Here is a 22,160-nt window from a genome sequence, read left to right on the forward strand (position 1 = left end):
GAGGGGGTGCCTCAGGCGGTCGGCGGGTGGGGCCAAGGCCCGGCGCCACAGCGCGCCGGGCCGGGGCCGGCCGCCCCCCTGCGCGTCAGAGCGTCTCGCCCAGGGCCTCGCGCTGGAAGGTGTCCAGGGTGGTGCAGCCGGTGACCGCGAGGTCGAGGAGGGAGTCGAGCTCGGCGCGGCTGAAGGGGGCCGCCTCGGCGGTGCCCTGGACCTCCACGAAGCGGCCGTCGCCGGTGCACACGACGTTCATATCGGTCTCGGCGCGGACGTCCTCCTCGTAGCAGAGGTCGAGGAGCGGTACGCCGTCCACGATGCCGACGCTGATCGCGCTGACCGTGCCGGTGAGCGGGCGGCGGCCGTGCTTGACCAGCTTCTTGCGCTGGGCCCAGGCGACCGCGTCGGCGAGCGCGACGTACGCGCCGGTGATGGCGGCGGTGCGGGTGCCGCCGTCGGCCTGGAGGACGTCGCAGTCCAGCACGATGGTGTTCTCGCCCAGGGCCTTGAAGTCGACGACGGCGCGCAGCGAGCGGCCGATGAGGCGGGAGATCTCGTGGGTGCGGCCGCCGATCTTGCCGCGGACCGACTCGCGGTCGCCGCGGGTGTTGGTGGAGCGGGGCAGCATCGCGTACTCGGCGGTGACCCAGCCCTCGCCGGTGCCCTTGCGCCAGCGCGGGACGCCCTCGGTGACGCTGGCGGTGCAGAAGACCTTGGTGTCGCCGAAGGAGACCAGGACGGAGCCTTCGGCGTGCTTGCTCCAGCCGCGTTCAATGGTGACCGGGCGGAGCTGTTCGGGGGTGCGGCCGTCGATGCGAGACATGGCCCCGACCCTATCTGCTGCGCCGAGGGCCCCGTTCCGGTGCCGGGGACGGCGGAAAACCGGGAACGGGGCCCTCGGGGGTCATGAGCCGCGGGTCAGGAGCGCGCGGCTCACATCATGTCCTCGATCTCGGCGGCGATCGGGTCGGCGTCGGTGCCGATGACGACCTGGATCGCGGTGCCCATCTTCACCACGCCGTGGGCGCCGGCGGCCTTGAGAGCGGCCTCGTCCACGAGGTCGGCGTCGCTGACCTCGGTGCGGAGGCGGGTGATGCAGCCCTCGACCTCTTCGATGTTGTCGAGTCCGCCGAGCCCGGCGACGATCTTCTCAGCCTTGCTGGCCATGTCCACTCCTGCTTGTCTCGGCCGTCGGCGCGGGGCGCCGCTCGGATTCCACACCGTAACGCACGTTCAGCCCAGTTCCATGGGCGTTTGTCCGCTGTCTGGCGAAGGATGGCGATCACCGAAGGGGCGCCTGGGGCGCACCCCGTAAGTGGTCTACACCACCAGTATGCGGCAAGCGGCGGGCCGGCCGCCGCCGGGCCGGGCCGGAGCACGCGGAGGGCGCGGATGAGTGCAAAGGCAGCGGGCGCGGCGCCGGGGAAGCGGCCCGCGAAGCCGGAGCGCAGCCGGGGGGCGGCGCTCTTCCAGGGCCTGCAGAAGATGGGCCGCAGCCTCCAGCTGCCGATCGCGGTGCTGCCGGCCGCCGGCATCCTCAACCGCCTCGGGCAGCCTGACGTCTTCGGCGCCAAGGGCCTCGGCTGGGGCGACGTCGCCCGGGTCTTCGCGGGCGCCGGCGGCGCGCTGCTGGATTCCGCGCTGGGCCTGCCGCTGCTGTTCTGCGTCGGGGTCGCGATCGGGATGGCGAAGAAGTCGGACGGTTCGACCGCGCTGGCGGCGGTGGTCGGCTTCCTCGTCTACTTCTCGGTGCTGCACGCCTTCCCGTCGAGCTGCGCCACGGGGCAGACGTACACCCAGGCCGGGCTGTGGAACGGGGTGTGCGTGGACCGGTCGGCGAAGGTGACCCAGGCGGCGTTCCAGAATCCGGGGGTCTTCGGCGGCATCGTGATGGGCTTCCTGTCGGCCTGGCTGTGGCAGCGCTTCCACCGGGTGCGGCTGGTGGACTGGCTGGGCTTCTTCAACGGGCGCCGGCTGGTGCCGATCGTGATGGCGTTCGTCGGGCTGCTCTTCGCGGTGGTGTGCCTGTTCGTCTGGCCGCCGGTCGGCGACGGGCTGATGCGGTTCAGTCAGTGGCTGACGTCGCTGAGCGCCTGGGGCGCGGGGATCTTCGGGGTGGCGAACCGCGCGCTGCTGGTGATCGGGCTGCACCAGTTCCTGAACATCCCGCTGTGGTTCCAGTTCGGCAGCTACACCGAGCCGGACGGGACGGTGGTGCACGGCGACATCAACCGCTTCCTGGCCGGCGATCCGTCGGCGGGCCAGTTCACCACCGGTTTCTTCCCGGTGATGATGTTCGCGCTGCCGGCCGCGGCGCTGGCGATCACGCACTGCGCGCGGCCGCACCGCCGCAAGGAGATCGCCGGGATGATGCTGTCGGTCGGCCTGACCTCGTTCGTCACCGGCGTCACCGAGCCGATCGAGTACGCGTTCATGTTCGTGGCCCCGGCGCTGTACGCGCTGCACGCGGTGCTGACGGGGGTGTCGATGGCGGTGAGCTGGGCGCTGGGGGTGCACGACAGCTTCAGTTTCTCGGCCGGTCTGATCGACTACGTCATCAACTGGGGGCTGGCGACAAAACCCTGGCTGATCATCCCGATCGGGCTGTGCCTCGCCGCCCTCTACTACGCGCTGTTCCGTTTCGCGATCACGAAATTCGATCTCCAGACACCGGGCCGCGAGCCGGACGAGGTGGGGGACGCGATGGAGCGCGAGAACGTGAAATAGGCCGCCCCGCGGCGGCCCGGAAGCGGCCCGAATGCCGCCCGGGAGCACATCGCCCGGTTTTCCTCCGGGGCAATAACGCAAGCGGGGCATTCCGCAGGTTCCTCGCGGCGCCTTCCCCGTGCTACAACAGGTCTACACCACTTTGATTGGTGTGGACCATGCGGCCGGGTCCGGCCGCGTCCTTGAGACGCCGCCATCCCCACCCCTTTTGCCCGGGCGGCGCCTTGCCCACTGGAGGAAGTTGTGTCCACGGCCAGTGCCGCCCCCGCGGCCGACAAGAAGAAAAAGGGTTCCGGCGCGATGGCTGTTCTACAGCGCATCGGCCGCAGCCTGATGCTGCCGGTCGCGGTGCTGCCCGCGGCCGCCCTGCTCGTCCGCCTCGGTCACGATGACCTGCTCGGGCACGCGGGGCTGCCGACCGTCCTCACCAAGATCGCCGGGTACATGACGGCGGGCGGCAACGCGATCCTCGACAACATGCCGCTGCTGTTCGCCGTCGGCATCGCGATCGGCTACGCCAAGAAGTCGGACGGCTCGACCGCGCTGGCCGCGGTGACCGGTTACCTGGTCTTCCAGAAGGTGCTAGCCACCTTCACCGACAAGAACCTCCCCAAGGTCGCCGCGGTCGTGGACGGCAAGATCGTCATGAACGAGGCGCCGGTGAACGCCGGTGTGCTCGGCGGTGTGGTGATGGGCCTGGTCGTGGCCCTGCTCTACCAGCGCTACTACCGCAAGAAGCTGCCCGACTGGCTGGGCTTCTTCGGCGGCCGCCGGCTGGTGCCGATCCTGTCGGCCTTCGCGGGCCTGGTGATAGGCATCGTCTTCGGACTCATCTGGCCGGTGCTCGGCACCGCCCTGCACAACTTCGGCACCTGGCTGGTCGGCTCGGGCGCCGCGGGCGCGGGCATCTTCGGTGTCGCCAACCGCGCGCTGATCCCGGTCGGCATGCACCACCTGCTGAACTCCTTCCCGTGGTTGCAGGCCGGTGACTTCCACGGCAAGCACGGCGACATCGCCCGCTTCCTGGCCGGCGACCCGAGCGCCGGCCAGTTCATGACCGGCTTCTTCCCGATCATGATGTTCGGGCTGCCGGCCGCCTGCCTGGCCATCGTGCACTGCGCCCGCCCCGAGCGCCGCAAGGTCGTCGGCGGCATGATGTTCTCGCTCGCGCTGACCGCGTTCTTCACCGGCGTCACCGAGCCGATCGAGTTCACGTTCATGTTCCTCGCGCCGGTGCTGTACGCGATCCACGCGGTGCTCACCGGTGTGTCCATGGCGCTGACCTGGGCGCTGGGCATGAAGGACGGCTTCGGCTTCTCGGCCGGCGCGATCGACTTCGGCCTCAACCTCGGCATCGCCACCAACCCCTGGGGGCTGGCGCTGGTCGGCCTGTGCTTCGCGGCGGTCTACTACGCCGTCTTCCGCTTCGCGATCACCAAGTTCAACATCCCCACGCCGGGCCGCGAGTCCGACGAGGAGCTGGCGGAACTCCAGAAGGCCGAGGCCAAGTAGCCCGCCTCCCCCGCCGATTGGCCCCGGGCCCCCTTTCCGTACGGGAAGGGGGCCCGGGGCCTTTCGGTACCTCGGGCCTTTCGGTACCGCCGCGCCGGCTCGTCCGCCGGGGGCCCGGCGGTCAGATCTCGTAGACCGCGCCGGCCTTGGCGACCTCGACCGGCCCGTCGTAGACCTTCTGCGCGTCCCGGACGCTGATGTCCGGGTCGGTCCACGGCGGGATGTGGGTGAGCACCAGCCGGGCCGCCGCGGCCCGCCGGGCGTGCTCGCCGGCTTCCCGGCCGTTGAGGTGCAGGTCGGGGATGTCCTCCTTGCCGTGGGTGAAGGACGCCTCGCACAGGAAGAGGTCGGTGCCCGCGGCGAGGGTGTCCAGCGCCTCGCACGGGCCGGTGTCGCCGGAGTACGTCAGCGCGCGGCCGCCGTGCTCGATGCGGAAGCCGAACGCCTCGACGGGGTGGCTGACCCGTTCGGCGCGGACGGTGAACGGGCCGATGGCGCTCGTCCCCGGGGTCAGCGTGCGGAAGTCGAAGACCTCGCTCATCGCCGCCTCGTGCGGCAGGTCGGCGTGCGCGGCGGTCAGCCGCCGCTCGGTGCCGGCCGGCCCGTAGACCGGCATCGGCGCGCAGCGGCCGCCGTCGGGGCGGTAGTAGCGGACGACGAAGTAGCCGCACAGGTCGATGCAGTGATCGGCGTGCAGATGCGACAGGAGCACGGCGTCCAGGTCGTAGAGACCGCAGTGGCGCTGCAGCTCGCCGAGGGCGCCGTTGCCCATGTCGAGGAGCAGCCTGAAGCCGTCGGCCTCCAGGAGGTAGCTCGAACAGGCCGATTCCATGGAGGGGAACGACCCCGAGCATCCGACGACGGTGAGCTTCATGCGGGCGTGAACCTCCGTGGGCGGGGTGGCGGCCGGCGGTCCGGTACGGGGTGATCCGGCGGTGCCGTGCCGGGCTGCTGCCGGGTCCTTGGCGGTCGGTGCGGTGCCCACGAGCGTAAGGCGCGAGGGGGCCTGTGGCGCCCCGGGCGGGGCGAGCTGTGGGCGGAATCACCAGTGTGGGCTGCCGCCCCGTACGCACGTACGCCGGCGCTTCCGGAGAGCGGAAGGGGGCCGGCGCCCGGCGCGTGCGCCGGGGGCCGCCCCCCTCGTCCCGTACGGCCGTTCCCCGCGGCCCCGGGCGGTCAGGCCCAGAGCTGGCCGTGCAGCGCCGCGATGGCCGCCTCGGTGGACTCGGCGGTGTAGACGCCGGTGGAGAGGTACTTCCAGCCGCCGTCGGCGACGACGAAGACGATGTCGGCGCTCTCGCCGGCCCGGACCGCCTTGCGGGCCACGCCGAGCGCGGCGTGCAGGGCCGCGCCGGTGGAGACGCCCGCGAAGATGCCCTCGGACTGCAGGAGTTCGCGGGTGCGGCGGACGGCGTCCTCGGAGCCGACCGAGAAGCGGGTGGTCAGCACCGACTCGTCGTACAGCTCGGGGATGAAGCCCTCGTCGAGATTGCGCAGGCCGTAGACGACGTCGTCGTAGCGGGGCTCGGCGGCGACGATCTGCACGCCGGGGACGTGCTCGCGCAGATAGCGGCCGACGCCCATCAGCGTGCCGGTGGTGCCCAGCCCGGCCACGAAGTGGGTGACCGAGGGCAGGTCGGCGAGGATCTCCGGGCCGGTGGTGGCGTAGTGGGCGCCGGCGTTGTCGGGATTCCCGTACTGGTAGAGCATCACCCAGTCCGGGTGCTCGGCGGCCAGCTCCTTGGCGACCTTCACCGCGGTGTTGGAGCCGCCCGCGGCGGGCGAGGAGATGATCTCCGCGCCCCACATGGCGAGCAGTTCGCGCCGCTCGGAGGAGGTGTTCTCCGGCATCACGCAGACGATGCGGTAGCCCTTGAGCTTGGCCGCCATGGCGAGCGAGATGCCGGTGTTGCCGCTGGTGGGCTCCAGGATCGTGCAGCCCGGGGTGAGCCGGCCGTCCTTCTCCGCCTGCTCGATCATGTGCAGCGCGGGCCGGTCCTTGACCGAGCCGGTGGGGTTGCGGTCCTCCAGCTTCGCCCAGATCCGGACGTCCGCGGAGGGGGACAGGCGCGGGAGGCGGACGAGAGGGGTGTTCCCGACCGCCGCCAGCGGGGAGTCGTACCGCACGGCCGCTCAGGCCCGTCCGCCGGCCACCGCCGGCAGGATCGTCACGCTGTCGCCGTCGCCGAGGCCGGTGGTCAGGCCGTCCAGGAAGCGGACGTCCTCGTCGTTGAGGTAGACGTTCACGAAGCGGCGCAGCTCGCCGGCGTCGTCGATCAGGCGCTCGCGGATGCCGGGGTGGCGGCCGTCGAGGTCCTTGAGGAGTTCGTCGAGCGTGGCGCCGCTGCCCTCGACGGCCTTCTGCCCGTCGGTGTAGCTGCGCAGGATGGTCGGGATGCGGACCTCGATGGCCATGGGAGTGCTCCTGTCGGAGTTCGGCGGTGCGGTGGCGGGTGCGGTGCGTGCGTGCTTCTGCGGTGCTGTGCGGTGCGTGCGATGCGGTGCAGGCGGTGCGGGTGCGGTGCCCGGGAGCACCGGGGCGGTGCGGCGGGCCGGGCGCGCCGGGGGCGCGGGGTCCGGCCCGGGCGGGCGGGTGCGGCGGTGGGGCGCCGCGGGCCGGCGGCGGGCTCGCTTACGCGGCGCGGCGCGGACAGATGGCGCTGGAGAGGCGGCACAGGTCGATGTGCAGCCGGGCGGCTCCGCAGCCGAAGGCGCCCAGGAGGGCGGACGCGGAGCGGCGCGCGGCGCACCGCGCAGGCGGCAGCGCCCGCTGCCTGTGCTCCCTCACCGCGCTCACGGCATGCTCAACCATGCGGTCATCGTATCGATTCCCGGTCCGGGTTCTGGAACCTCGTCCCATGATGCGGACGTTCGCTGCACACCAGGTGGGACGCGGGGCGGGGCCGGCGTCCGGCACCCGCCGTGACCGGGGAGGAACGCCCAGGTCACGGCGGCGGCTCAGGTGTACGCCTCGACTATCCGGACCTCTTCCTCGGTGACCTCGCCGTCCACGATGCGGAACGAGCGGAACTGGAACGGGCCGGCGCCGTCGGTGTCGGCGGTGGAGACCAGGACGTAGTGCGCGCCGGGCTCGTTGGCGTAGGAGATGTCGGTGCGCGAGGGGTACGCCTCGGTGGCGGTGTGCGAGTGGTAGATGATGACCGGCTCCTCGTCCCGGTCGTCCATCTCGCGGTAGAGCTTGAGGAGGTCGGCGGAGTCGAACTCGTAGAAGGTGGGCGAGCGGGCGGCGTTGAGCATCGGGACGAACCGCTCGGGGCGGCCGCTGCCGGCCGGGCCCGCGACCACGCCGCACGCCTCGTCGGGGTGGTCCTGGCGGGCGTGCTCGACGATCCGGTCGTGAAGGGCCTTGGTGAGGGTCAGCATGCGGCAAGAATAAACAGCGGGGCCGGTGCGTACCGAAGAGTGGTACGCACCGGCCCGCATGCTGGACAGCCGGTGGATTCCGGGGGGTTCGTCCCGGTCAGTCCTTGGTGCCCTTGGTGCCGCCGGCCTTGGCACCGCCGGCCTTGGCGCCCCGGTCGGCCGGGGCCGTCGCGGCGAGCGCCGCCGCGTCCCGGCGCTTGATGGCCAGGTAGCCCACGCCCATCACGATCGCCCACAGGGGCGCCGCGTAGAGCGAGATCCGGGCGTCCGGGTCGACGCCCATCATCACGATCACCATGGCGATGAAGGCCAGCGCGAAGATCGTGGTGAACGGGGCGCCGGGGGCCCGGAAGTCGGACGGCGGGAGTTCACCGCGGTTGACCTTGGCCCGGTAGCGCAGGTGCGAGAGCAGGATGACGATCCACGCCCACATACCGGAGATGGTGGCGAAGGAGACGACGTAGTTGAACGCGTCGCCGGGCCACTGGTAGTTGATGTAGACGCCGACCAGCATCAGGGCGACCGAGAGGCCGGTGCCCCAGGTGGGCAGGCCGTTCTTGCTGAGCTTGGTGAAGAACTTCGGGCCCTGGCCGTTGAGCGCGAGGTCGCGCAGCATCCGGCCGGTGGAGTACATCCCGGAGTTGGCCGAGGACAGCGCGGCGGTCAGCACGACGAAGTTGACGATGCCGGCGCCGGCCGGCAGGCCGATCCGCTGGAAGGCGGCGACGAAGGGGCTGACGCCCGGCTTGAAGACCGTCCAGCTGACCACGGACAGGATGATGATGAGCGCGCCGATGTAGAAGAGGCCGATCCGCCACGGCACGGTGTTGATCGCCTTGGGGAGGACCTTCTTCGGGTCGGTCGCCTCGCCCGCGGTGACGCCGACGAGTTCGACGGCGAGGAACGCGAACATCACGATCTGCAGGGTCATCAGCGTGCCGCCGATGCCCTTGGGGAAGAAGCCGCCGTGCGACCAGAGCAGGGTGAACGAGGCGGTGTCGCCGGCCTTGGAGAAACCGAGCGTGATGACGCCGAGGCCGATCAGGATCATGCCGATGATCGCGGTGACCTTGACCATCGAGAACCAGAATTCCAGTTCACCGAAGATCTTCACCGAGATGAGGTTGATACCGAAGAGCGCGACGGTGAAGACCAGCGCCGAGGCCCATTGCGGTATGCCTTTGTTCCAATACTGTACGTAGGTGGCCGCGGCGGTCACTTCCGTGATGCCGGTGACGACCCAGAAGAGCCAGTACGTCCAGCCCGTGACGAATCCGATGAACGGGCCGAGGAATTCCCGGCCGTACTCGGAGAACGAGCCGGAGACGGGCCGGTACATGAGCAGTTCGCCCAGGGCCCGCATGATGAGGAAGATGACCAGACCGACGATGGCGTACGCCAGGATGATGCTCGGTCCGGCCTTGGAAATGGCCTTGCCCGCTCCGAGGAACAAGCCGGTACCGATGGCGCCACCAATGGCGATCATCTGGATCTGGCGATTGCCCAGACCCCGCTGGTAGCCCTCTTCGGGAGCCTCGCCAGCGGCCTCGTTGCCGTCGCGGTGTTTGTCGACCTGCACAGAGGTCATGAGTGGTGCGCCTTTCTCCATACCGACCCGGTTCTTTCCGGATCGGGTCCCGATCCCCCCGGATGGAGTTCCTGCACGCCGACGGTCGGCCGGCTCAGCGCTCCCGCAGCGACAGGGGTGGCGTCACTCACGGCAGGTCGAGAACTTTTATCACGAGGTGCCGTAGATCGACCAGGGTCGGAGTGATCCACTGCACAGAAAAAACGGAACAAGTGACCGAATTCACCACACGGCGCACGGGTATGGAGATGCGATCGTTATCCGGATTTGAGCCTCCGCTGAGCGAACATCCGCTAGGCGGAGGCGCCGCGCGCCCCGGTGCGCGCCGGAGCCGCCGGGCGGCCCCCGGGCCGGCCGGTCAGCCCGTCAGCGCCTCGACCAGGGTCTCCTGGAGCCCGCCCAGCCAGAAGTACGCCAGCACCATCGGCTTGCGCGGATCGCTGTCCGGCAGCCGCAGCAGTTCCCCGCCGTCGTCCTCGTCGGTGACCTCCAGGCGGGTGCCGATGGCGAGCCGGAGGTCGTTGAGCGCGCCGAGCCAGCGCCGGCACTCGTCGGGCTTCAGGCGCAGCACCGCCCCGCCGTCCTCCGCCGACAGCCCGTCCAGCGCGCGGATCAGCGCCAGCGCGTCCTCGCGCTTGCGGGCCCGCAGGTCGTTCTCGGTGTAGCGGCGGAACTCCGCGGCGGCGGCCCGGACCCCGTCGTCGGGGACCGTGTCGGGGCCGCCGTAGGCGTCGGGGAAGAGCCGGGCCAGTACCGGGTCGGACGGCGGCTCGCTGGGGCCCTCGGCGAACAGCGCGGCGAGCATCTCGTCCTCCGCGGAGGCGGCGTCGGAGCCGGTCCCGGAGCCGCCCTCGGCGCCGGACCCGGAGCCGGCCGGCGCGGTGCCGGGCCCGATCAGCTCCAGCAGCTGGACGGCGAGGCTGCGCAGGATGGAGATCTCGACCTCGTCGAGCGGGGCGGCCGCGCCGCCCCCGGGCAGCGGTTCGAAGCGGCCGGTCATCCGCGGTCCTGCTGGAGCGTCGCCCACAGTCCGTAGCCGTGCATCGCCTGCACGTCGCGCTCCATTTCCTCGCGGCTGCCGCTGGAGACGACCGCGCGGCCCTTGTGGTGGACGTCGAGCATCAGCCGGTGCGCCTTGTCCTTGGAGTAGCCGAAGTACGTCTGGAAGACGTAGGAGACATAGCTCATGAGGTTCACGGGGTCGTTGTGAACGATGGTGACCCACGGGACGTCGGGCTCGGGCACCGCGAACGGGGCCTCACTGGCTTCCGGACGCTCGATCTCGACCGGGACGCTGAGGCTGCCGTGGTGCGGCCGCAGGGTGCTCGTGGGTGACGGGTGGGCGCTCACAGGGCCCATGCTGCCACCAGGGGGCCCGGGGCGCACAAACGGCCCCCGCCGGGCCGCGCCGCCGCCGCGCGCCGGGCCCGGACGGCCGCCCCCGGGCCACTATCGTCAAACTGACGAGTATTCGGGGTAGAGTCTCCCGTATGAACACAGCAGACCTGGGGCTGCCGGTGGCCGTGCCGTCGACTGCGCTCTTCACCGACCAGTACGAACTCACCATGCTGCAGGCCGCGTTGCGGGCCGGGACCGCGCACCGGCGGTCGGTCTTCGAGGTCTTCACCCGGCGGCTGCCGGAGGGCCGGCGCTACGGCGTGGTGGCCGGCACCGGCCGGGTGCTGGACGCGGTGGAGAACTTCCGCTTCGACGAGACGATCCTGGGCTTCCTGCGCGAGCGCGGCATCCTGGACGGCCCGACGCTGGACTGGCTGGCCGACTACCGCTTCCGCGGCGACATCTGGGGCTACCCGGAGGGCGAGGTCTACTTCCCCGGCTCGCCCCTCATGCGGGTGGAGGGCACCTTCGCCGAGGCGGTGGTGCTGGAGACGGTGATCCTCTCCATCCTCAACCACGACTCGGCGGTGGCCGCGGCCGCGTCCCGGATGGCGGTGGCGGCCGGCGACCGGCCGCTGATGGAGATGGGCGCCCGGCGCACCCACGAGCTGTCCGCGGTGGCCGCGGCCCGCGCCGCGTACGTCGGCGGCTTCCACGTCACCTCCGACCTGGCCGCCGGCTTCCGCTACAACATCCCCACCGTCGGCACCAGCGCGCACGCCTTCACGCTGCTGCACGACAGCGAGCGGGACGCCTTCACCGCGCAGGTCGACACGCTCGGCAGCGGCACCACGCTGCTGGTGGACACCTTCGACGTCACCGAGGCGGTGCGCACCGCCGTGGAGGTGGCCGGGCCGGGCCTGGGCGCCGTCCGGATCGACTCCGGGGACCTGCTGCTGATCGCACACCGGGTGCGCCAGCAGCTGGACGAGCTGGGCGCCACCAAGACCAAGATCGTGGTGACCAGCGACCTGGACGAGTACGCCATCGCCTCGCTGGCCGCCGCGCCGGTGGACGCGTACGGCGTCGGCACGCAGGTGGTGACCGGCAGCGGGCACCCGACCTGCTCGATGGTCTACAAGCTGGTGGCCCGCGCGGACAGCGACGAGCCGGGGGCGCCGCTGCGGCCGGTGGCGAAGAAGTCGATGGGCGCCAAGTCCTCGGCGGGCGGCCGGAAGTGGGCCGCGCGGCGGCTGGACGAGGAGGGGGTGGCCGAGGCCGAGGTGGTGGGCACCGGGCCGGTGCCGGCCGAGCTGGCCGACCGGCTGCTCCAGGTGCCGCTGATCAGCGGCGGGCAGGTGGTGGCCCGGGAGCCGCTGGACGCGGCCCGGACCCGCCACCTCGCGGCCCGCGCCGGGCTGCCGCTGTCCGCGACCCAGCTCTCGCGCGGTGAGCCGGTGCTGCCGACCGAGTTCGTCTGAGCCGGCCGTCCGATCGCCCGGCGGCGGGCGGTCCGCGGCGCGTGCGCGCGCCGCCCCTCCCGCCCGCCGCCCGCAGTGGCTACCCTCGGCCGCATCAGCGGCACGCCCCTCCTCCCCCACCCCGACCCGAGCCGGAAGGCACGCACCATGCACCGGGCACTGATCGTCGTCGACGTCCAGAACGACTTCTGCGAGGGCGGCAGCCTCGCGGTGGCGGGCGGCGCGGACGTCGCGGCGGCCATCACCGACCTGGTCGGCGCCGCGGCCGGCAGCGGCTACCGCCATGTCGTCGCCACCCGCGACCACCACATCGACCCCGGCGGCCACTTCGCCGACGAGCCCGACTACCGGGAGTCGTGGCCCGCGCACTGCGTGGCGGGCACCGAGGGCAGCGGCTTCCACCCGAACTTCGCGCCGGCCGTCGCCGCCGGCGCCGTGGACGCGGTCTTCTCCAAGGGCGCGTACGCGGCCGCGTACAGCGGTTTCGAGGGCACCGACGAGCACGGCGTCGCGCTCGCGGACTGGCTGCGGGAGCGGGAGGTCAGCGAGGTGGACGTGGTGGGGATCGCCACCGACCACTGCGTACGGGCCACCGCGCTGGACGCCGTGCGCGCGGGGTTCGCCACCCGCGTCCTGCTGGACCTGACGGCCGGGGTCGCGCCGGAGACCACCGGGGCGGCGCTCGCGGAGCTGCGCGCGGCCGGGGTGGAGCTGACCGGCAAGCCGGTGCTGGCCGGCGCCTGAGCGGGCCGTACGGGCCCGGCGGACGTACGGCGGCCCGGCGGGCGTACGGCGGCCCGGCGGGCCTACGGGGCGCCTCAGACGCCGGACGGGCTGATCCCCGCCGGTCCGGCCGCCGCGCCCGCCTGCCGGGGCCGCAGCAGCGCCCGTATCGGGTGCCAGGACTCGGTGTCGTCGTCGGGGGCCTCGCGCCAGACCAGGCCGTCGGGGTGGTGCAGCACCGCGGTGATCTCGTCCGGGGACGGCGGTTCGGTGTTGCCGCGGAGGTACACCGACCGCAGGCCGAGGTTGCGCAGCCTGGTCAGGGCGCGCGAGCGGTTCGCGGCGTGCACCAGGACCCGGATGCGGCAGCCGCCGTCGTACGGGCCGCAGAGCGGGCCGTGGTCCGGTCTGGGCAGCGAGAGGGCGACCACCACGCTCCCGCCCGGAAGCCTGGCGAAGCCGCCTCGGGTCATCCTCATATCTCCCCCGTGAGACTCGGCGTCAACAAGGAACTGCAAGACGCATCTAAACGCCTATCGGCCGCCGCCCGCTAGGGGGCGACGGCCGATAAGTCTCTGACCTGCGGCTTTTACTTTTTACTTACTCGCGGGTCCCACGTTCAGGACCACCGTGGAGCCGTCCCGGGCCTCCTTGGCGATCTTGATCTGGGTGTTGGTGTCAGGAACGATCACCCCGCCGGTCGGGTTGGCGGCGTCGCGGTAGACCCCGCTGTGGTCGTCGAAGACCGGCACGCCCGGCTTCGAGGCGATCTTCACCGTGGCGCCGTCCTTGTGCAGGGTCAGCGCGTCGGTGCGGGCGCGGGTGAAGGTCGAGTCGTACGCCTGGAAGCGGTTGCGCATCAGCGTGCCGTCGGCCCAGCGCTCGGCCACCGGGTGCGAGTCGACCGGGAGGATCCGGCCGACGCCGGGGTGCACGCCGACGTTGTTGTCCCGCTGCGAGGTGTCCCACAGCCAGATCAGCACGCCGTTCTGGTACGGGAAGTGCTCGACCCAGCTGGGGCGGGTGGAGCGCCAACCGAAGTTGTACGGGCCGGACTTGAGGGTCTGGTCGTAGGAGACGTACTGGCGGTTCTCGGCGAGGTAGTACTGCGGGTAGTCCTTGGTGATGGACGCGCCGATCCGCGAGAAGCCCTTGGCCGTCCAGCCGTTGTCGCCCCGCTCGGCGTCGTCGGCGAAGAGCGGGGCGCCGTCCGCGGTGAGCGTCAGGGCGTCGAAGGTGAAGCCCTTCTGGGCGACGCCGCCGTCGGTCTGGTAGCGGAAGCGGAGGCCGATCTTCTTGCCGGCGTAGGCGTCGAGCGGGAAGGCCAGGTCCTGGTGGGCGGTGACGGTGCCGCTCAGCGCGGGCTTGCCGGAGGCGTCGCGGGGCAGCGCCTTGCCGTTCGCGGTGCCGTCCAGCGGCGTCCAGTTGGCGCCGCCGTCCGTGGAGACCTCGGCGTAGACGTAGTCGTAGTCCTTCTCGGTGTCCCACCAGCCCTTGAGGGTCAGCGCGGCGCTGGACTTACCCGTCAAGTCCACCGTACGGGTGAGGGTGTTGGACAGGTCGTCGCCCATCCCGCTCCACCACTGCGCGGCGCCCTGGGCGGGCTTGACGATCTCGGTGGTGACCTTCTTCGCGGGCAGCTCGACGACGAGGGCCTGCTTGTTGCGCGTGTTGTACTCGGCGACGCCCAGGGTGTGCCGGGACGCGGTCGCGGCCTTGGCCTTGTCGTAGTTCAGCCAGCCCAGTTGGAGCTTGTCCCAGGCGCTGAGGTCGCCGGGCAGGTCGCCGATGGCGTCCTTGCCGCGGCCCAGCCAGGAGCCGGCCGACATCAGCGACCAGAAGTCCACCGACGACTCACCCTTGCCGGTGGTGTCGTACTCGTCCGGCAGGCCGAGGTCGTGGCCGTACTCGTGGGCGAAGACGCCGAGTCCGCCGTTCTCCGGCTGCATGGTGTAGTCGCCGACCCAGAAGCCGGTGTCCCCGATCTGGGTACCGCCGGCCTTGTTGGCCGCGGGGCCGGTCTTGCCGGCGTCGGTGCCGTACGCGTACCAGCGGTGCGCCCAGATGGCGTCGGTCTTCTGGACGCCGCCGCCGGCCGACTCGTCCTCACCGGCGTGCACGATCTGGAAGTGGTCGATGTAGCCGTCCGGCTCGTTGAAGTTGCCGTTGTGGTTGTAGTCGTTGCGGTCCCACTGGTCGTACTGGGCGAGGTCCGCCTTGATCTGGGCGTCGGTGCGGCCCTTGGCCTTCTGGTCGGCGACCCACTGGTTGACCGCGTCGCGGATCAGGTCCCAGGCGCTGGGGCAGTTGGTGGAGCCGCAGTAGTTCGAGCCGTAGCGGGCCTCGTTCCACGGGACGCGGACCCAGTCGGAGACCTGGCCGTCGACGGAGTAGCGGCCCGAGGACTGCCGCTCGTAGTACTTGGCCAGCGACTCCTTCTTCTTGTCGTGCGAGAAGTAGAGGTCCTGGAAGTGCTGGCGGTTGAAGTCCGCCTGCCAGGCGGTGCTGTTGTCCTTGGTGCGGTCCGGCTTGGCTATCTGGTTGTGGGCCGGGCCGGGGGTGCCGCCGTACTTCTTCACCGGGGGCAGCGGACCGTCGCCGTCCGGGTCGTACATGGTGGTGTCGTCGACCTTGTCGCCGAAGTCCACCAGGATCGTGAAGATCTTGTCGGTCTTCTCCCGGGCGAGTTCGACGTACTTGCCCTTGCCGAGCCGGACGACCTTGGAGCCGCCGCGCTGGTCGGCCTTGGCGTCGCCGGATATGACCTGGCGGAGCGCCTCGGTCCGCTGCGCCGCCTGCCGTTCGCTGTACGGGCCCTTGAGGTCGTGGGCGTCGGCGCGTTCGGGCGCCGGGTCGTGGCGGACGGCGGCCGCGGCGGCCGGGGCCGGGTCGGCGGCGGCCGTCCCGGCCGGGAGAACGGCCGCCCCGGTCGCGGCGAGTGCCGTGGCCAGGGCGGCCGTTCCGAACAGTCTTCGGTGGTTTCTCACGTGAGGGTGCCCTCCCCATCAACTGGCCGATGCTGGAGGGCATTCGACCGGATGTGGGGAAGAAAAGACAGATCTTGACGCGTGTGTGCACGCCCAAGTACGTTATCCGGCTTGCGATGCACAGTTATCGGACAGCGGAGGCACAGCTTCCGCACAGTCCGGTGCGGTGCGGCGCGCGCTCGCCGCCGGCCTCCCGCGGCGCGCGGACGGATATGCCGTACGCGCATGCGCCCCCGCCGCCAGCAGGCCGGACGCCGGCCGGGGCGGCCCGTCGGGCGGAGCCGTGCGCCCCCGTGCTCCGGGCCGGTGGGTTAGGTCACGCTTACCCGGGACACCGGTCGGGCACAAAGGACCGTAGGCCCGCCGCCCGGTGGCGCGCCTGCGGCCCTTCGCGCCCGACCGCCGCACCTGTTGACCGTCACATCTGGTGACCGCTGCCCCTGTTGACCGCTGCCCCTGTTGACCGTCGCCCCGCCGACCGCCGCCCCCGCCGGCCCTCCCGAGGACGGATCCGCCATGCCTCGTCCGACCGTCACCCAGCTCGTCTACGGTTCGGCCACCGTCTTTCTCTCCACCCTGGCGATGCTGCTGCTCTCCCAGACCGAGACCGGCATCGGCGTCGCGGTCATCGCCCTGGCCGGCCTCGGACTCGGGCTCCTGGTGGCGATGACGGTCCCGATGCCCGGCGTCTCCCGGGTGGTCCGCCGCGGCGGCACCGCGTCCCCCGGGGCACCCGCCCCGCTGCACTCCGTACCGGGCCCGGACGCCGGGTTCGCACCCCCGGGGACGACGCCCAACCGCCGCACCACCGGGAGCCGACCCGGCGGGCACTTCCACTGACCCCCGGACGTCAACGGACCGGGGGCGCCCCCATCTGACGTTCCGTCAGCTCGCCAGTTCGCCGTCGCTTCGCCCCCGTCAGTCCGTCGCCACCACCACCGTCCGGGCCGCCTTGTCGTGCAGGCACTGCTGGTACGGCTTGTCCCAGGTGCACCACAGGACGTTGATCAGCCAGAAGATGAAACCGCAGCACGGGACGATCTCCGGCAGCGTGTAGACCGCGGCCCGGGTCCAGCCGGCCTGCGGGGTGGGGATCGAGCCGTTGGAGAGCATCGCCACCCGGATCCGCATCGCCATCTTGCCGAGCGTCTGGCCGCGGCTGGTGAGCATCAGCCCCTCGTAGATCAGGTACACCAGCATCGTCACGCCGGAGACCGTCGCCTGCTTGCTCGTCTCCACGTTGCTGGTGCTGAAGTAGTCCACCCAGCCGACGATCGCGTTCATGATCAGGGTGACCGGTACGCCGATGATGATCGCGTCGATGATCCGCGCCAGCAGCCGCTTGCCCCGGTTGGCCAGCGGCGGCATTCCGGCCAGGGGGTCCGACCCGTACGGCCCGGTCCCGTATTGGCCGGGGCCGTAGGGCCCGCCCGGTGGCGGGCCGCCGCCGTGCGGGCCGCTGCCGTAGGGGCCGCCCGCGTACGGTCCGCCGTACTGGCCGCCGCCGTAGGGGCCGCCACCGGGCGGGGGCGGGGGCGGGGTGCCCCCGGGCGGCGGGGTGCCGCCGGAGCCGGTGGGGCCGGCCGGGCCGGGGCCGTGCGAGGTGCCGTTGCGCGGGGCGTCGGCGGGCCGGGCGCCGCCGTTCGGGGTGCCGCCCGCCGGGGGCCGCGGCGGCGGCTTCAGGAACGGGTCGTGCTCCGGCGGTTCACCGGAGCCGGGCCGGGGCTGGTCGGTACTCATGGCCCGAGTCGACCGCCTGCGGCCGGGCACCGCATCCGGCGGCGTCCGATCGGCGGACCCGGGCCGCCGGGGCGGGTGACGGGGCGCGTGACGAGGTGGGGAGCGCCGGGGTGCGCTCCCCGGGGGCTGGCCGGGCGGCCGCGGCCCTGGGGAACGGCCGGGGGCTGGAGGGCCCCGGGGGACGGCCGGGCAGCGGGCAGCCCCAGGGGGCAGCCCGCCTGACGGTCAGTCGTCCGACGCCGCGTCCGTGGCGACGAAGGTGCGGGCCGCCTTGTCGTGCCAGCACTGCCGCCACGGCTTGTCGAACAGGCACCACACGGCGTTGACCACGCCGACGACCAGGACCCCGAGAACGCCGTAGACCAGCCAGCGCTTGACGGCCTGCCCCAGCTCCGGGGTGTCGTGGCTCTCGATGTCCAGCACCCGGACGCCGCAGAGCTTCTTGCCCAGCGTCCGGCCCCACTTGAGGGTCGGCAGCACCTCGTACAGGCCGCCGCCGATCAGGATGACCGCCAGGATCGTCAGGAAGACCGGGGCGGTGGTGCCGTCCACCAGATAGACCGTCACCTGGCGGCCGGACAGCTTGGCCGCGTGGACCTTGGCGTCGAGGTGGTCGGTGACCGTGGACCACATCGGCAGCGCCACCGCGAGGGTGACCGCGGCCAGCACCAGGGTGTCGATCAGCCGGGCCGCGAGCCGGCGGCCGAGCGGCGCCGGGTGGCCCTGGGCGGCCTGCGCGGCGGCGAAGAAGATGTCGGCGGCCGGCGGCTTCCAGGGGATGACGCCGTCGTCCCCGGGCGCGCCGCCCTGCGGCGGGAGGCCGGGGCCGGGCGCGGGGGCGGGGGCGGCCGGGGGCTGCGCGGGCGACCGGTCGGCCGGACGGGCCGCCTGCGGGCCCTGCGCCTGCGGGACGGACTGCCGGCCGGGCTGCTGCTGGGCGGGGTGTTGGACGGGTTGCTGGGCGGACTGCTGCGGGCCCGGTGCGGCGCCGGTGGCCGGCAGCGGCTGCGGGGGCTGCTGGGCCTGCGGGGCGCCGCCGGTGGACGGGGCGTTCGGCGGACGGTTCGCGGCCGGGAGCCGGAAGGCCATGGTCCCGTCCTTCGGGGCGGGCCGCCCGGTCTCGCCCGCGTCCGGCCCGACCGCCCGGAAGACGGCGGTGCCCTGGTCCTTGGCCGGAGCGTTCGCCGGGGAATTGGCAGGCGCGTTCCCCGCCGGATTCACCGCCGGATTCCCTGACGACTGCGACGACGGATTCGCTGACGGATCCGCCGACGGGTTCACGGGCTGCCCCCCGGGCCGCACCGCGCGGATCGCCGTCGTCCCGTGGTCGCCGGCACCGCGGCGGGCCGCCGGATTGACGGCCCGGATGGCGACCGTCCCGCCGTCCGCGGGCCGCGCCGCGCCCGGCGCCTCGGCCGCGGCCTCGTCGTTCTCCGCGCCGCGCTGCGGCGGCAGCTGGCCCCAGGCCGCGCCGCCGGCCGGTGCCCCGGCGGGCGGCTGGCCGGGCGCGCCCCAGGAGACCCGGCCGTCGTCGCCGAAGCCGCTCTGCCGGGACGCGTCGGCGTGCCAGGAGGGCGCCCCCTCCGGGCTGCCGCCGTGCAGCCGGGCCGGGTCGTCCCACCCCGTCTGCGCCACCTCGCCCCGGGGGCGGACGGCCGGGGCCGCGGAACCGGAGCCGGCCGGCCCGGCCTCGTCCAGGAACACCGGGCCGGTCTCCTCGACGGCGGCGGGCGCGGGCGCCGCCGGGGCAGCGCCGGGCGGCGGGGCCGGCATCGGCTCGCCCTCGGCCGGGGCCGGGCGGCTGGTGCCCGGCACCCACGCGGCACCGTTCCAGTACCGGATGTAGCCGGGGATGGACGGGTCCGGGTAGAAGCCTGGCGTGGGGCTGCCGCCGGCGGATCCTGCGGTAGGGGCGCTCATGTCCGAAGTCCCGTATCTGTTCTCGGCCTGGTGGGTGTCGGGGTGCAGTCTGCCGCAACGCGGCGTCCACATCTATCAGACCCCGCGTCGTACCGGTGTTCACGGCCTGCCCCGGGCGTCTGCCCCCGGGCGCGGAAAAAAGTCGCCGGAACCCGTGTAAGAGTCCGGCCGCCGCCCGCTCTCATCCGGTGCGGGTCCGCGCACGGGGCCCGCGTTCAGGGAGCTGAGAGAGGCGGAAACCGATGCACACCGTGGTGGAGCGAGAGCTTGAGCTGGGCCTGGTCCTGTCGCCGGAGCGAACCATTCCGGTGCCGGCCCGGCTGACGTACCGGACCGACGACCCCTACGCCGTCCACGTCATCTTCCACATCGGGTCGGACTCCCCCGTCCACTGGACGTTCGCCCGGGAACTCCTCGTCGAGGGCGTCTTCCGGCCGTCCGGGGAGGGCGACGTACGGGTGTGGCCGGCGAAGCGGGACGGCCGCAGCCTGGTCTGCGTGGCGCTGGACTCGCCGGACGGGGAAGCGCTGCTGGAGGCGCCGGCCGGCGCGGTGTCGGCCTGGCTGGAGCGCACCCTGCGGATCGTGCCGCCGGGCTCGGAGGGTACGCACCTGGGGCTCGACAAAGGGCTGACCGCGCTGCTGGCGCTGGCCTCCCGGGACGACGCCGGCCCCAACGACCCCTGGGGGACGGACGAATGCCCCGAACCAGGGGCGTAACGGTGGCGACGCCGGCGGGGGTCCCGTTACCGGGACCGTGGGCCGGGTCTACCGGGAGCGGGTCCACCGGGACCGGGCCTACCGGGACCGCGCCGCCGCTCCCCGGGACAGCGCCGACGCTCCCGGGGGCGGCGGCCCCGTCCCGGCGCCCGTTTCCGCCGCGTCAGTCCCCGCAGTCGTGCCCGCCCCCTCCGTACCCCTCCGCCGCCTCAGTCGCCGCGGTACGTCTCCAGCAACCGGAGCCAGATCTCGCTGATCGTCGGGTAAGAGGGGACGGCGTGCCAGAGCCGCTCCAGGGGGACCTCCCCGGCGACCGCGACGGTGGCCGCGTGCAGCAGTTCGGCGACGCCGGGCCCGACGAAGGTGGCGCCGAGCAGCACCTCGCGGTCGAGGTCGACGACCATCCGGGCGCGGCCCCGGTAGCCGTCCGCGTACAGGGACGCGCCGGCCACCGCGCCCAGGTCGTGGTCGACCGCCCGGACGCGGTGGCCGGCCCGCTCGGCCTCGGCGGCGGTCAGCCCGACCGCGGCGGCCTCCGGGTCGGTGAACACCACCTGCGGGACGGCGTGGTGGTCGGCGGAGGCGCTGTGCGCGCCCCAGCGGTCGCTCTCCAGGATCGGGACCCCGCGGGCCCGGGCGGCGATCGCGGCACCGGCGACCCGGGCCTGGTACTTGCCCTGGTGGGTCAGCAGCGCGCGGTGGTTGACGTCCCCGGCGGCGTAGAGCCAGCCGCCCGGCACCCCGGTGACCCGCAGGCTGTCGTCCACCTCCAGCCACTCCCCCGGGGTCAGCCCCACGGTCTCCAGCCCCAGATCCCCGGTCCGCGGCGCCCGCCCGGTGGCGATCAGCACCTCGTCCGCCACGATCCCGTCCCCGGGATCCGGTACGACGGTGACCGGCCCGCCGTTCCCGGCCCGCCGCACCTCCCGCACGCCCGTCCCGGTCCGTACGTCCACCCCGGCCTCCCGCAGCGCGTCGGCCACCAACTCCCCCGCGAACGGCTCCATACGGGGCAGCAGCCCGTCCCCCCTGACCAGCATCGTCACCTCGGCGCCCAGCGCCCGCCAGGCCGTGGCCATCTCCACCCCGACGACCCCGCCGCCCACGACCACCAGGTGCCCCGGTACGGCCTGGGCGCTGGTGGCCTCCCGGCTCGTCCACGGCCGGGCGTCGGCCAGCCCCGGCACGTCCGGCAGCACCGGGCGGCTGCCGGTGCACACCGCGACCGCGTGCCGGGCGATGAGCGTCCGCCCGCCGTCCACCACCACCCGCCGCGGCCCGTCCAGCCGCCCCCGGCCGCGCACCAGGTCGATCCCGGCGCCGTCCAGCCAGCGGACCTGCCCCTCGTCCCGCCAGTGCGCGGCGAACGCGTCCCGCCGCGCCAGCACCGCGGACGCGTCCAGCGGCCCGGTCACCGCGCCCTTCGCCCCGGCCACCCGCCGCGCCCCGTCCCGCGCCGCGACCGGCCGCAGCAGCGCCTTGCTCGGCATGCACGCCCAGTACGAACACTCGCCCCCGACCAGCTCGTGCTCCACCAGCACCGCGCTCAGCCCCGCCGCGTGCACCCGGTCGGCGAGGTTCTCCCCGGTGGGCCCGCCACCGAGGACGATGACGTCGTACGTGTCGTGGGTACCGTGCGCGCCGTACGCATCACCGGCGCCGGGGGCGGCTCCGGGGGCGGCGCCGCTCGCCGCTGTCCCCGCCGCCGTCTCCGCTCCCGCCTCCCGCTCCCCCGCCGTGTCCCCTCGCGTCTCCCGCTCCGCTGCCATCCGCCCTCGCCCTCGCTTCCCTGCCGCTTCCCTGCCGCCGGCCCTGCCGGGCCTGGAGTCGGCCCGGGCTCCTCCGGGCCCTCCCGGCCATCCTCGGGCCGCCACGCCCGCGGCGCATCCGGCGCCCGGGGGCCGCCCGGCAGGGACGAGTCGCGTACGGGTCGCCTCACGGGCCGGGGCGAACGGGGGCGGGGCGGCCGGGCCGAGCCGAGCCGAGCCGAGCCGAGCCGCGCAGGGTAGTGCGCGGAAGGGAGCGACGCGAAGCGACAGCCGCACCG

At 73.1% G+C, this 22,160-nt stretch carries 21 protein-coding genes; 6 read left to right on the forward strand and 15 right to left on the reverse strand.

Going from position 1 to position 22,160, the window contains the following annotated elements; all coding sequences use genetic code 11:
• Positions 1 to 85: 85 nt before the first annotated feature.
• Together rph and ADL22_RS26300 are read right to left on the reverse strand one after the other, a co-directional pair.
• Positions 86 to 817, reverse strand: a complete 732-nt coding sequence (gene rph / locus ADL22_RS26295) for a ribonuclease PH (RefSeq protein WP_066984814.1) — start codon at positions 815 to 817, stop codon at positions 86 to 88.
• Between the two features lie 110 nt (positions 818 to 927).
• Entirely contained in the window at positions 928 to 1,161 is a 234-nt protein-coding gene (locus tag ADL22_RS26300) for a glucose PTS transporter subunit EIIB (protein ID WP_066984818.1), read from the reverse strand.
• A 225-nt stretch (positions 1,162 to 1,386) separates the two neighbouring features.
• Between ADL22_RS26300 and ADL22_RS26305 the strand changes: the two genes are divergently transcribed.
• A complete protein-coding gene (locus ADL22_RS26305) occupies positions 1,387 to 2,721 on the forward strand; it encodes a PTS transporter subunit EIIC (protein WP_066984821.1) in 1,335 nt (444 codons plus the stop codon).
• 243 nt (positions 2,722 to 2,964) lie between these two features.
• Entirely contained in the window at positions 2,965 to 4,233 is a 1,269-nt protein-coding gene (locus ADL22_RS26310) for a PTS transporter subunit EIIC (protein WP_066984824.1), read from the forward strand.
• 121 nt (positions 4,234 to 4,354) lie between these two features.
• Here the strand turns inward: ADL22_RS26310 and ADL22_RS26315 are convergent, their stop codons facing one another.
• The 8 genes from ADL22_RS26315 to clpS form a co-directional block, all read right to left on the reverse strand.
• The gene (locus ADL22_RS26315) at positions 4,355 to 5,107 is read right to left on the reverse strand and encodes an MBL fold metallo-hydrolase (protein WP_066984827.1); all 753 of its coding nucleotides are present in this window, start codon (positions 5,105 to 5,107) and stop codon (positions 4,355 to 4,357) included.
• 302 nt (positions 5,108 to 5,409) lie between these two features.
• Positions 5,410 to 6,360 (reverse strand): PLP-dependent cysteine synthase family protein, encoded by a 951-nt coding sequence (locus ADL22_RS26320; RefSeq protein WP_066984830.1) that lies wholly within the window; start codon positions 6,358 to 6,360, stop codon positions 5,410 to 5,412.
• Between the two features lie 6 nt (positions 6,361 to 6,366).
• Positions 6,367 to 6,648: a MoaD/ThiS family protein gene (locus ADL22_RS26325; protein WP_066984832.1), complete on the reverse strand. Its 282-nt coding sequence runs from the start codon at positions 6,646 to 6,648 to the stop codon at positions 6,367 to 6,369.
• A gap of 217 nt (positions 6,649 to 6,865) precedes the next feature.
• Positions 6,866 to 7,045: a putative leader peptide gene (locus tag ADL22_RS26330; RefSeq protein ID WP_066984836.1), complete on the reverse strand. Its 180-nt coding sequence runs from the start codon at positions 7,043 to 7,045 to the stop codon at positions 6,866 to 6,868.
• Between the two features lie 146 nt (positions 7,046 to 7,191).
• Positions 7,192 to 7,617, reverse strand: a complete 426-nt coding sequence (locus ADL22_RS26335; protein ID WP_066984838.1) for a Mov34/MPN/PAD-1 family protein — start codon at positions 7,615 to 7,617, stop codon at positions 7,192 to 7,194.
• 97 nt (positions 7,618 to 7,714) lie between these two features.
• Positions 7,715 to 9,205, reverse strand: coding sequence for an amino acid permease (locus ADL22_RS26340; RefSeq protein ID WP_066984842.1), 1,491 nt, complete (start codon positions 9,203 to 9,205; stop codon positions 7,715 to 7,717).
• Positions 9,206 to 9,563: 358 nt separating this feature from the next.
• The gene (locus tag ADL22_RS26345; protein WP_066984845.1) at positions 9,564 to 10,205 is read right to left on the reverse strand and encodes a DUF2017 domain-containing protein; all 642 of its coding nucleotides are present in this window, start codon (positions 10,203 to 10,205) and stop codon (positions 9,564 to 9,566) included.
• The gene (gene clpS / locus ADL22_RS26350) at positions 10,202 to 10,555 is read right to left on the reverse strand and encodes an ATP-dependent Clp protease adapter ClpS (RefSeq protein WP_079064439.1); all 354 of its coding nucleotides are present in this window, start codon (positions 10,553 to 10,555) and stop codon (positions 10,202 to 10,204) included. Before clpS ends, ADL22_RS26345 begins: the two co-directional genes overlap by 4 nt.
• Positions 10,556 to 10,695: 140 nt before the next feature.
• Here clpS and ADL22_RS26355 point away from each other — a divergent pair, with 140 nt between their 5' ends.
• Complete coding sequence (locus ADL22_RS26355; RefSeq protein ID WP_066984850.1) at positions 10,696 to 12,024, forward strand: nicotinate phosphoribosyltransferase; 1,329 nt, start codon at positions 10,696 to 10,698, stop codon at positions 12,022 to 12,024.
• A gap of 147 nt (positions 12,025 to 12,171) precedes the next feature.
• Positions 12,172 to 12,768 (forward strand): isochorismatase family protein, encoded by a 597-nt coding sequence (locus ADL22_RS26360; protein ID WP_066984853.1) that lies wholly within the window; start codon positions 12,172 to 12,174, stop codon positions 12,766 to 12,768.
• Between the two features lie 74 nt (positions 12,769 to 12,842).
• Here the strand turns inward: ADL22_RS26360 and ADL22_RS26365 are convergent, their stop codons facing one another.
• Both ADL22_RS26365 and ADL22_RS26370 read right to left on the reverse strand, forming a co-directional pair.
• Complete coding sequence (locus tag ADL22_RS26365; protein ID WP_234430861.1) at positions 12,843 to 13,220, reverse strand: hypothetical protein; 378 nt, start codon at positions 13,218 to 13,220, stop codon at positions 12,843 to 12,845.
• 123 nt (positions 13,221 to 13,343) lie between these two features.
• Positions 13,344 to 15,734, reverse strand: coding sequence for an immune inhibitor A domain-containing protein (locus tag ADL22_RS26370; RefSeq protein WP_066984859.1), 2,391 nt, complete (start codon positions 15,732 to 15,734; stop codon positions 13,344 to 13,346).
• 516 nt (positions 15,735 to 16,250) lie between these two features.
• Between ADL22_RS26370 and ADL22_RS26375 the strand changes: the two genes are divergently transcribed.
• Positions 16,251 to 16,574, forward strand: a complete 324-nt coding sequence (locus ADL22_RS26375; RefSeq protein WP_066984863.1) for a hypothetical protein — start codon at positions 16,251 to 16,253, stop codon at positions 16,572 to 16,574.
• Between the two features lie 78 nt (positions 16,575 to 16,652).
• Here ADL22_RS26375 and ADL22_RS26380 read toward each other — a convergent pair whose 3' ends face one another.
• Both ADL22_RS26380 and ADL22_RS26385 read right to left on the reverse strand, forming a co-directional pair.
• The gene (locus tag ADL22_RS26380) at positions 16,653 to 17,474 is read right to left on the reverse strand and encodes an RDD family protein (RefSeq protein WP_066984866.1); all 822 of its coding nucleotides are present in this window, start codon (positions 17,472 to 17,474) and stop codon (positions 16,653 to 16,655) included.
• Positions 17,475 to 17,699: 225 nt separating this feature from the next.
• Positions 17,700 to 19,394 (reverse strand): RDD family protein, encoded by a 1,695-nt coding sequence (locus ADL22_RS26385; protein ID WP_066984869.1) that lies wholly within the window; start codon positions 19,392 to 19,394, stop codon positions 17,700 to 17,702.
• Positions 19,395 to 19,636: 242 nt separating this feature from the next.
• On the opposite strand from ADL22_RS26385, the gene ADL22_RS26390 reads away from it, so the two are divergent.
• Positions 19,637 to 20,113, forward strand: a complete 477-nt coding sequence (locus ADL22_RS26390; protein WP_066984872.1) for an SsgA family sporulation/cell division regulator — start codon at positions 19,637 to 19,639, stop codon at positions 20,111 to 20,113.
• Between the two features lie 209 nt (positions 20,114 to 20,322).
• Here ADL22_RS26390 and ADL22_RS26395 read toward each other — a convergent pair whose 3' ends face one another.
• Complete coding sequence (locus ADL22_RS26395; protein WP_079064437.1) at positions 20,323 to 21,882, reverse strand: dihydrolipoyl dehydrogenase family protein; 1,560 nt, start codon at positions 21,880 to 21,882, stop codon at positions 20,323 to 20,325.
• Positions 21,883 to 22,160: the final 278 nt, after the last annotated feature.

It is taken from the genome of Streptomyces sp. NRRL F-4489 (assembly GCF_001509485.1).
Classification (GTDB): domain Bacteria; phylum Actinomycetota; class Actinomycetes; order Streptomycetales; family Streptomycetaceae; genus Streptomyces.

Bases quoted from the DNA above. Each gene is read 5' to 3' on its own strand.
- rph (WP_066984814.1), bottom strand. From the start codon at position 817: ATGTCTCGCATCGACGGCCGCACCCCCGAACAGCTCCGCCCGGTCACC.
- ADL22_RS26300 (WP_066984818.1), bottom strand. From the start codon at position 1,161: ATGGCCAGCAAGGCTGAGAAGATCGTCGCCGGGCTCGGCGGACTCGAC.
- ADL22_RS26305 (WP_066984821.1), top strand. From the start codon at position 1,387: ATGAGTGCAAAGGCAGCGGGCGCGGCGCCGGGGAAGCGGCCCGCGAAG.
- ADL22_RS26315 (WP_066984827.1), bottom strand. From the start codon at position 5,107: ATGAAGCTCACCGTCGTCGGATGCTCGGGGTCGTTCCCCTCCATGGAA.
- ADL22_RS26325 (WP_066984832.1), bottom strand. From the start codon at position 6,648: ATGGCCATCGAGGTCCGCATCCCGACCATCCTGCGCAGCTACACCGAC.
- ADL22_RS26330 (WP_066984836.1), bottom strand. From the start codon at position 7,045: ATGGTTGAGCATGCCGTGAGCGCGGTGAGGGAGCACAGGCAGCGGGCG.
- ADL22_RS26335 (WP_066984838.1), bottom strand. From the start codon at position 7,617: ATGCTGACCCTCACCAAGGCCCTTCACGACCGGATCGTCGAGCACGCC.
- ADL22_RS26340 (WP_066984842.1), bottom strand. From the start codon at position 9,205: ATGACCTCTGTGCAGGTCGACAAACACCGCGACGGCAACGAGGCCGCT.
- ADL22_RS26345 (WP_066984845.1), bottom strand. From the start codon at position 10,205: ATGACCGGCCGCTTCGAACCGCTGCCCGGGGGCGGCGCGGCCGCCCCG.
- ADL22_RS26355 (WP_066984850.1), top strand. From the start codon at position 10,696: ATGAACACAGCAGACCTGGGGCTGCCGGTGGCCGTGCCGTCGACTGCG.
- ADL22_RS26360 (WP_066984853.1), top strand. From the start codon at position 12,172: ATGCACCGGGCACTGATCGTCGTCGACGTCCAGAACGACTTCTGCGAG.
- ADL22_RS26365 (WP_234430861.1), bottom strand. From the start codon at position 13,220: ATGACCCGAGGCGGCTTCGCCAGGCTTCCGGGCGGGAGCGTGGTGGTC.
- ADL22_RS26375 (WP_066984863.1), top strand. From the start codon at position 16,251: ATGCCTCGTCCGACCGTCACCCAGCTCGTCTACGGTTCGGCCACCGTC.
- ADL22_RS26380 (WP_066984866.1), bottom strand. From the start codon at position 17,474: ATGAGTACCGACCAGCCCCGGCCCGGCTCCGGTGAACCGCCGGAGCAC.
- ADL22_RS26385 (WP_066984869.1), bottom strand. From the start codon at position 19,394: ATGAGCGCCCCTACCGCAGGATCCGCCGGCGGCAGCCCCACGCCAGGC.
- ADL22_RS26390 (WP_066984872.1), top strand. From the start codon at position 19,637: ATGCACACCGTGGTGGAGCGAGAGCTTGAGCTGGGCCTGGTCCTGTCG.
- ADL22_RS26395 (WP_079064437.1), bottom strand. From the start codon at position 21,882: ATGGCAGCGGAGCGGGAGACGCGAGGGGACACGGCGGGGGAGCGGGAG.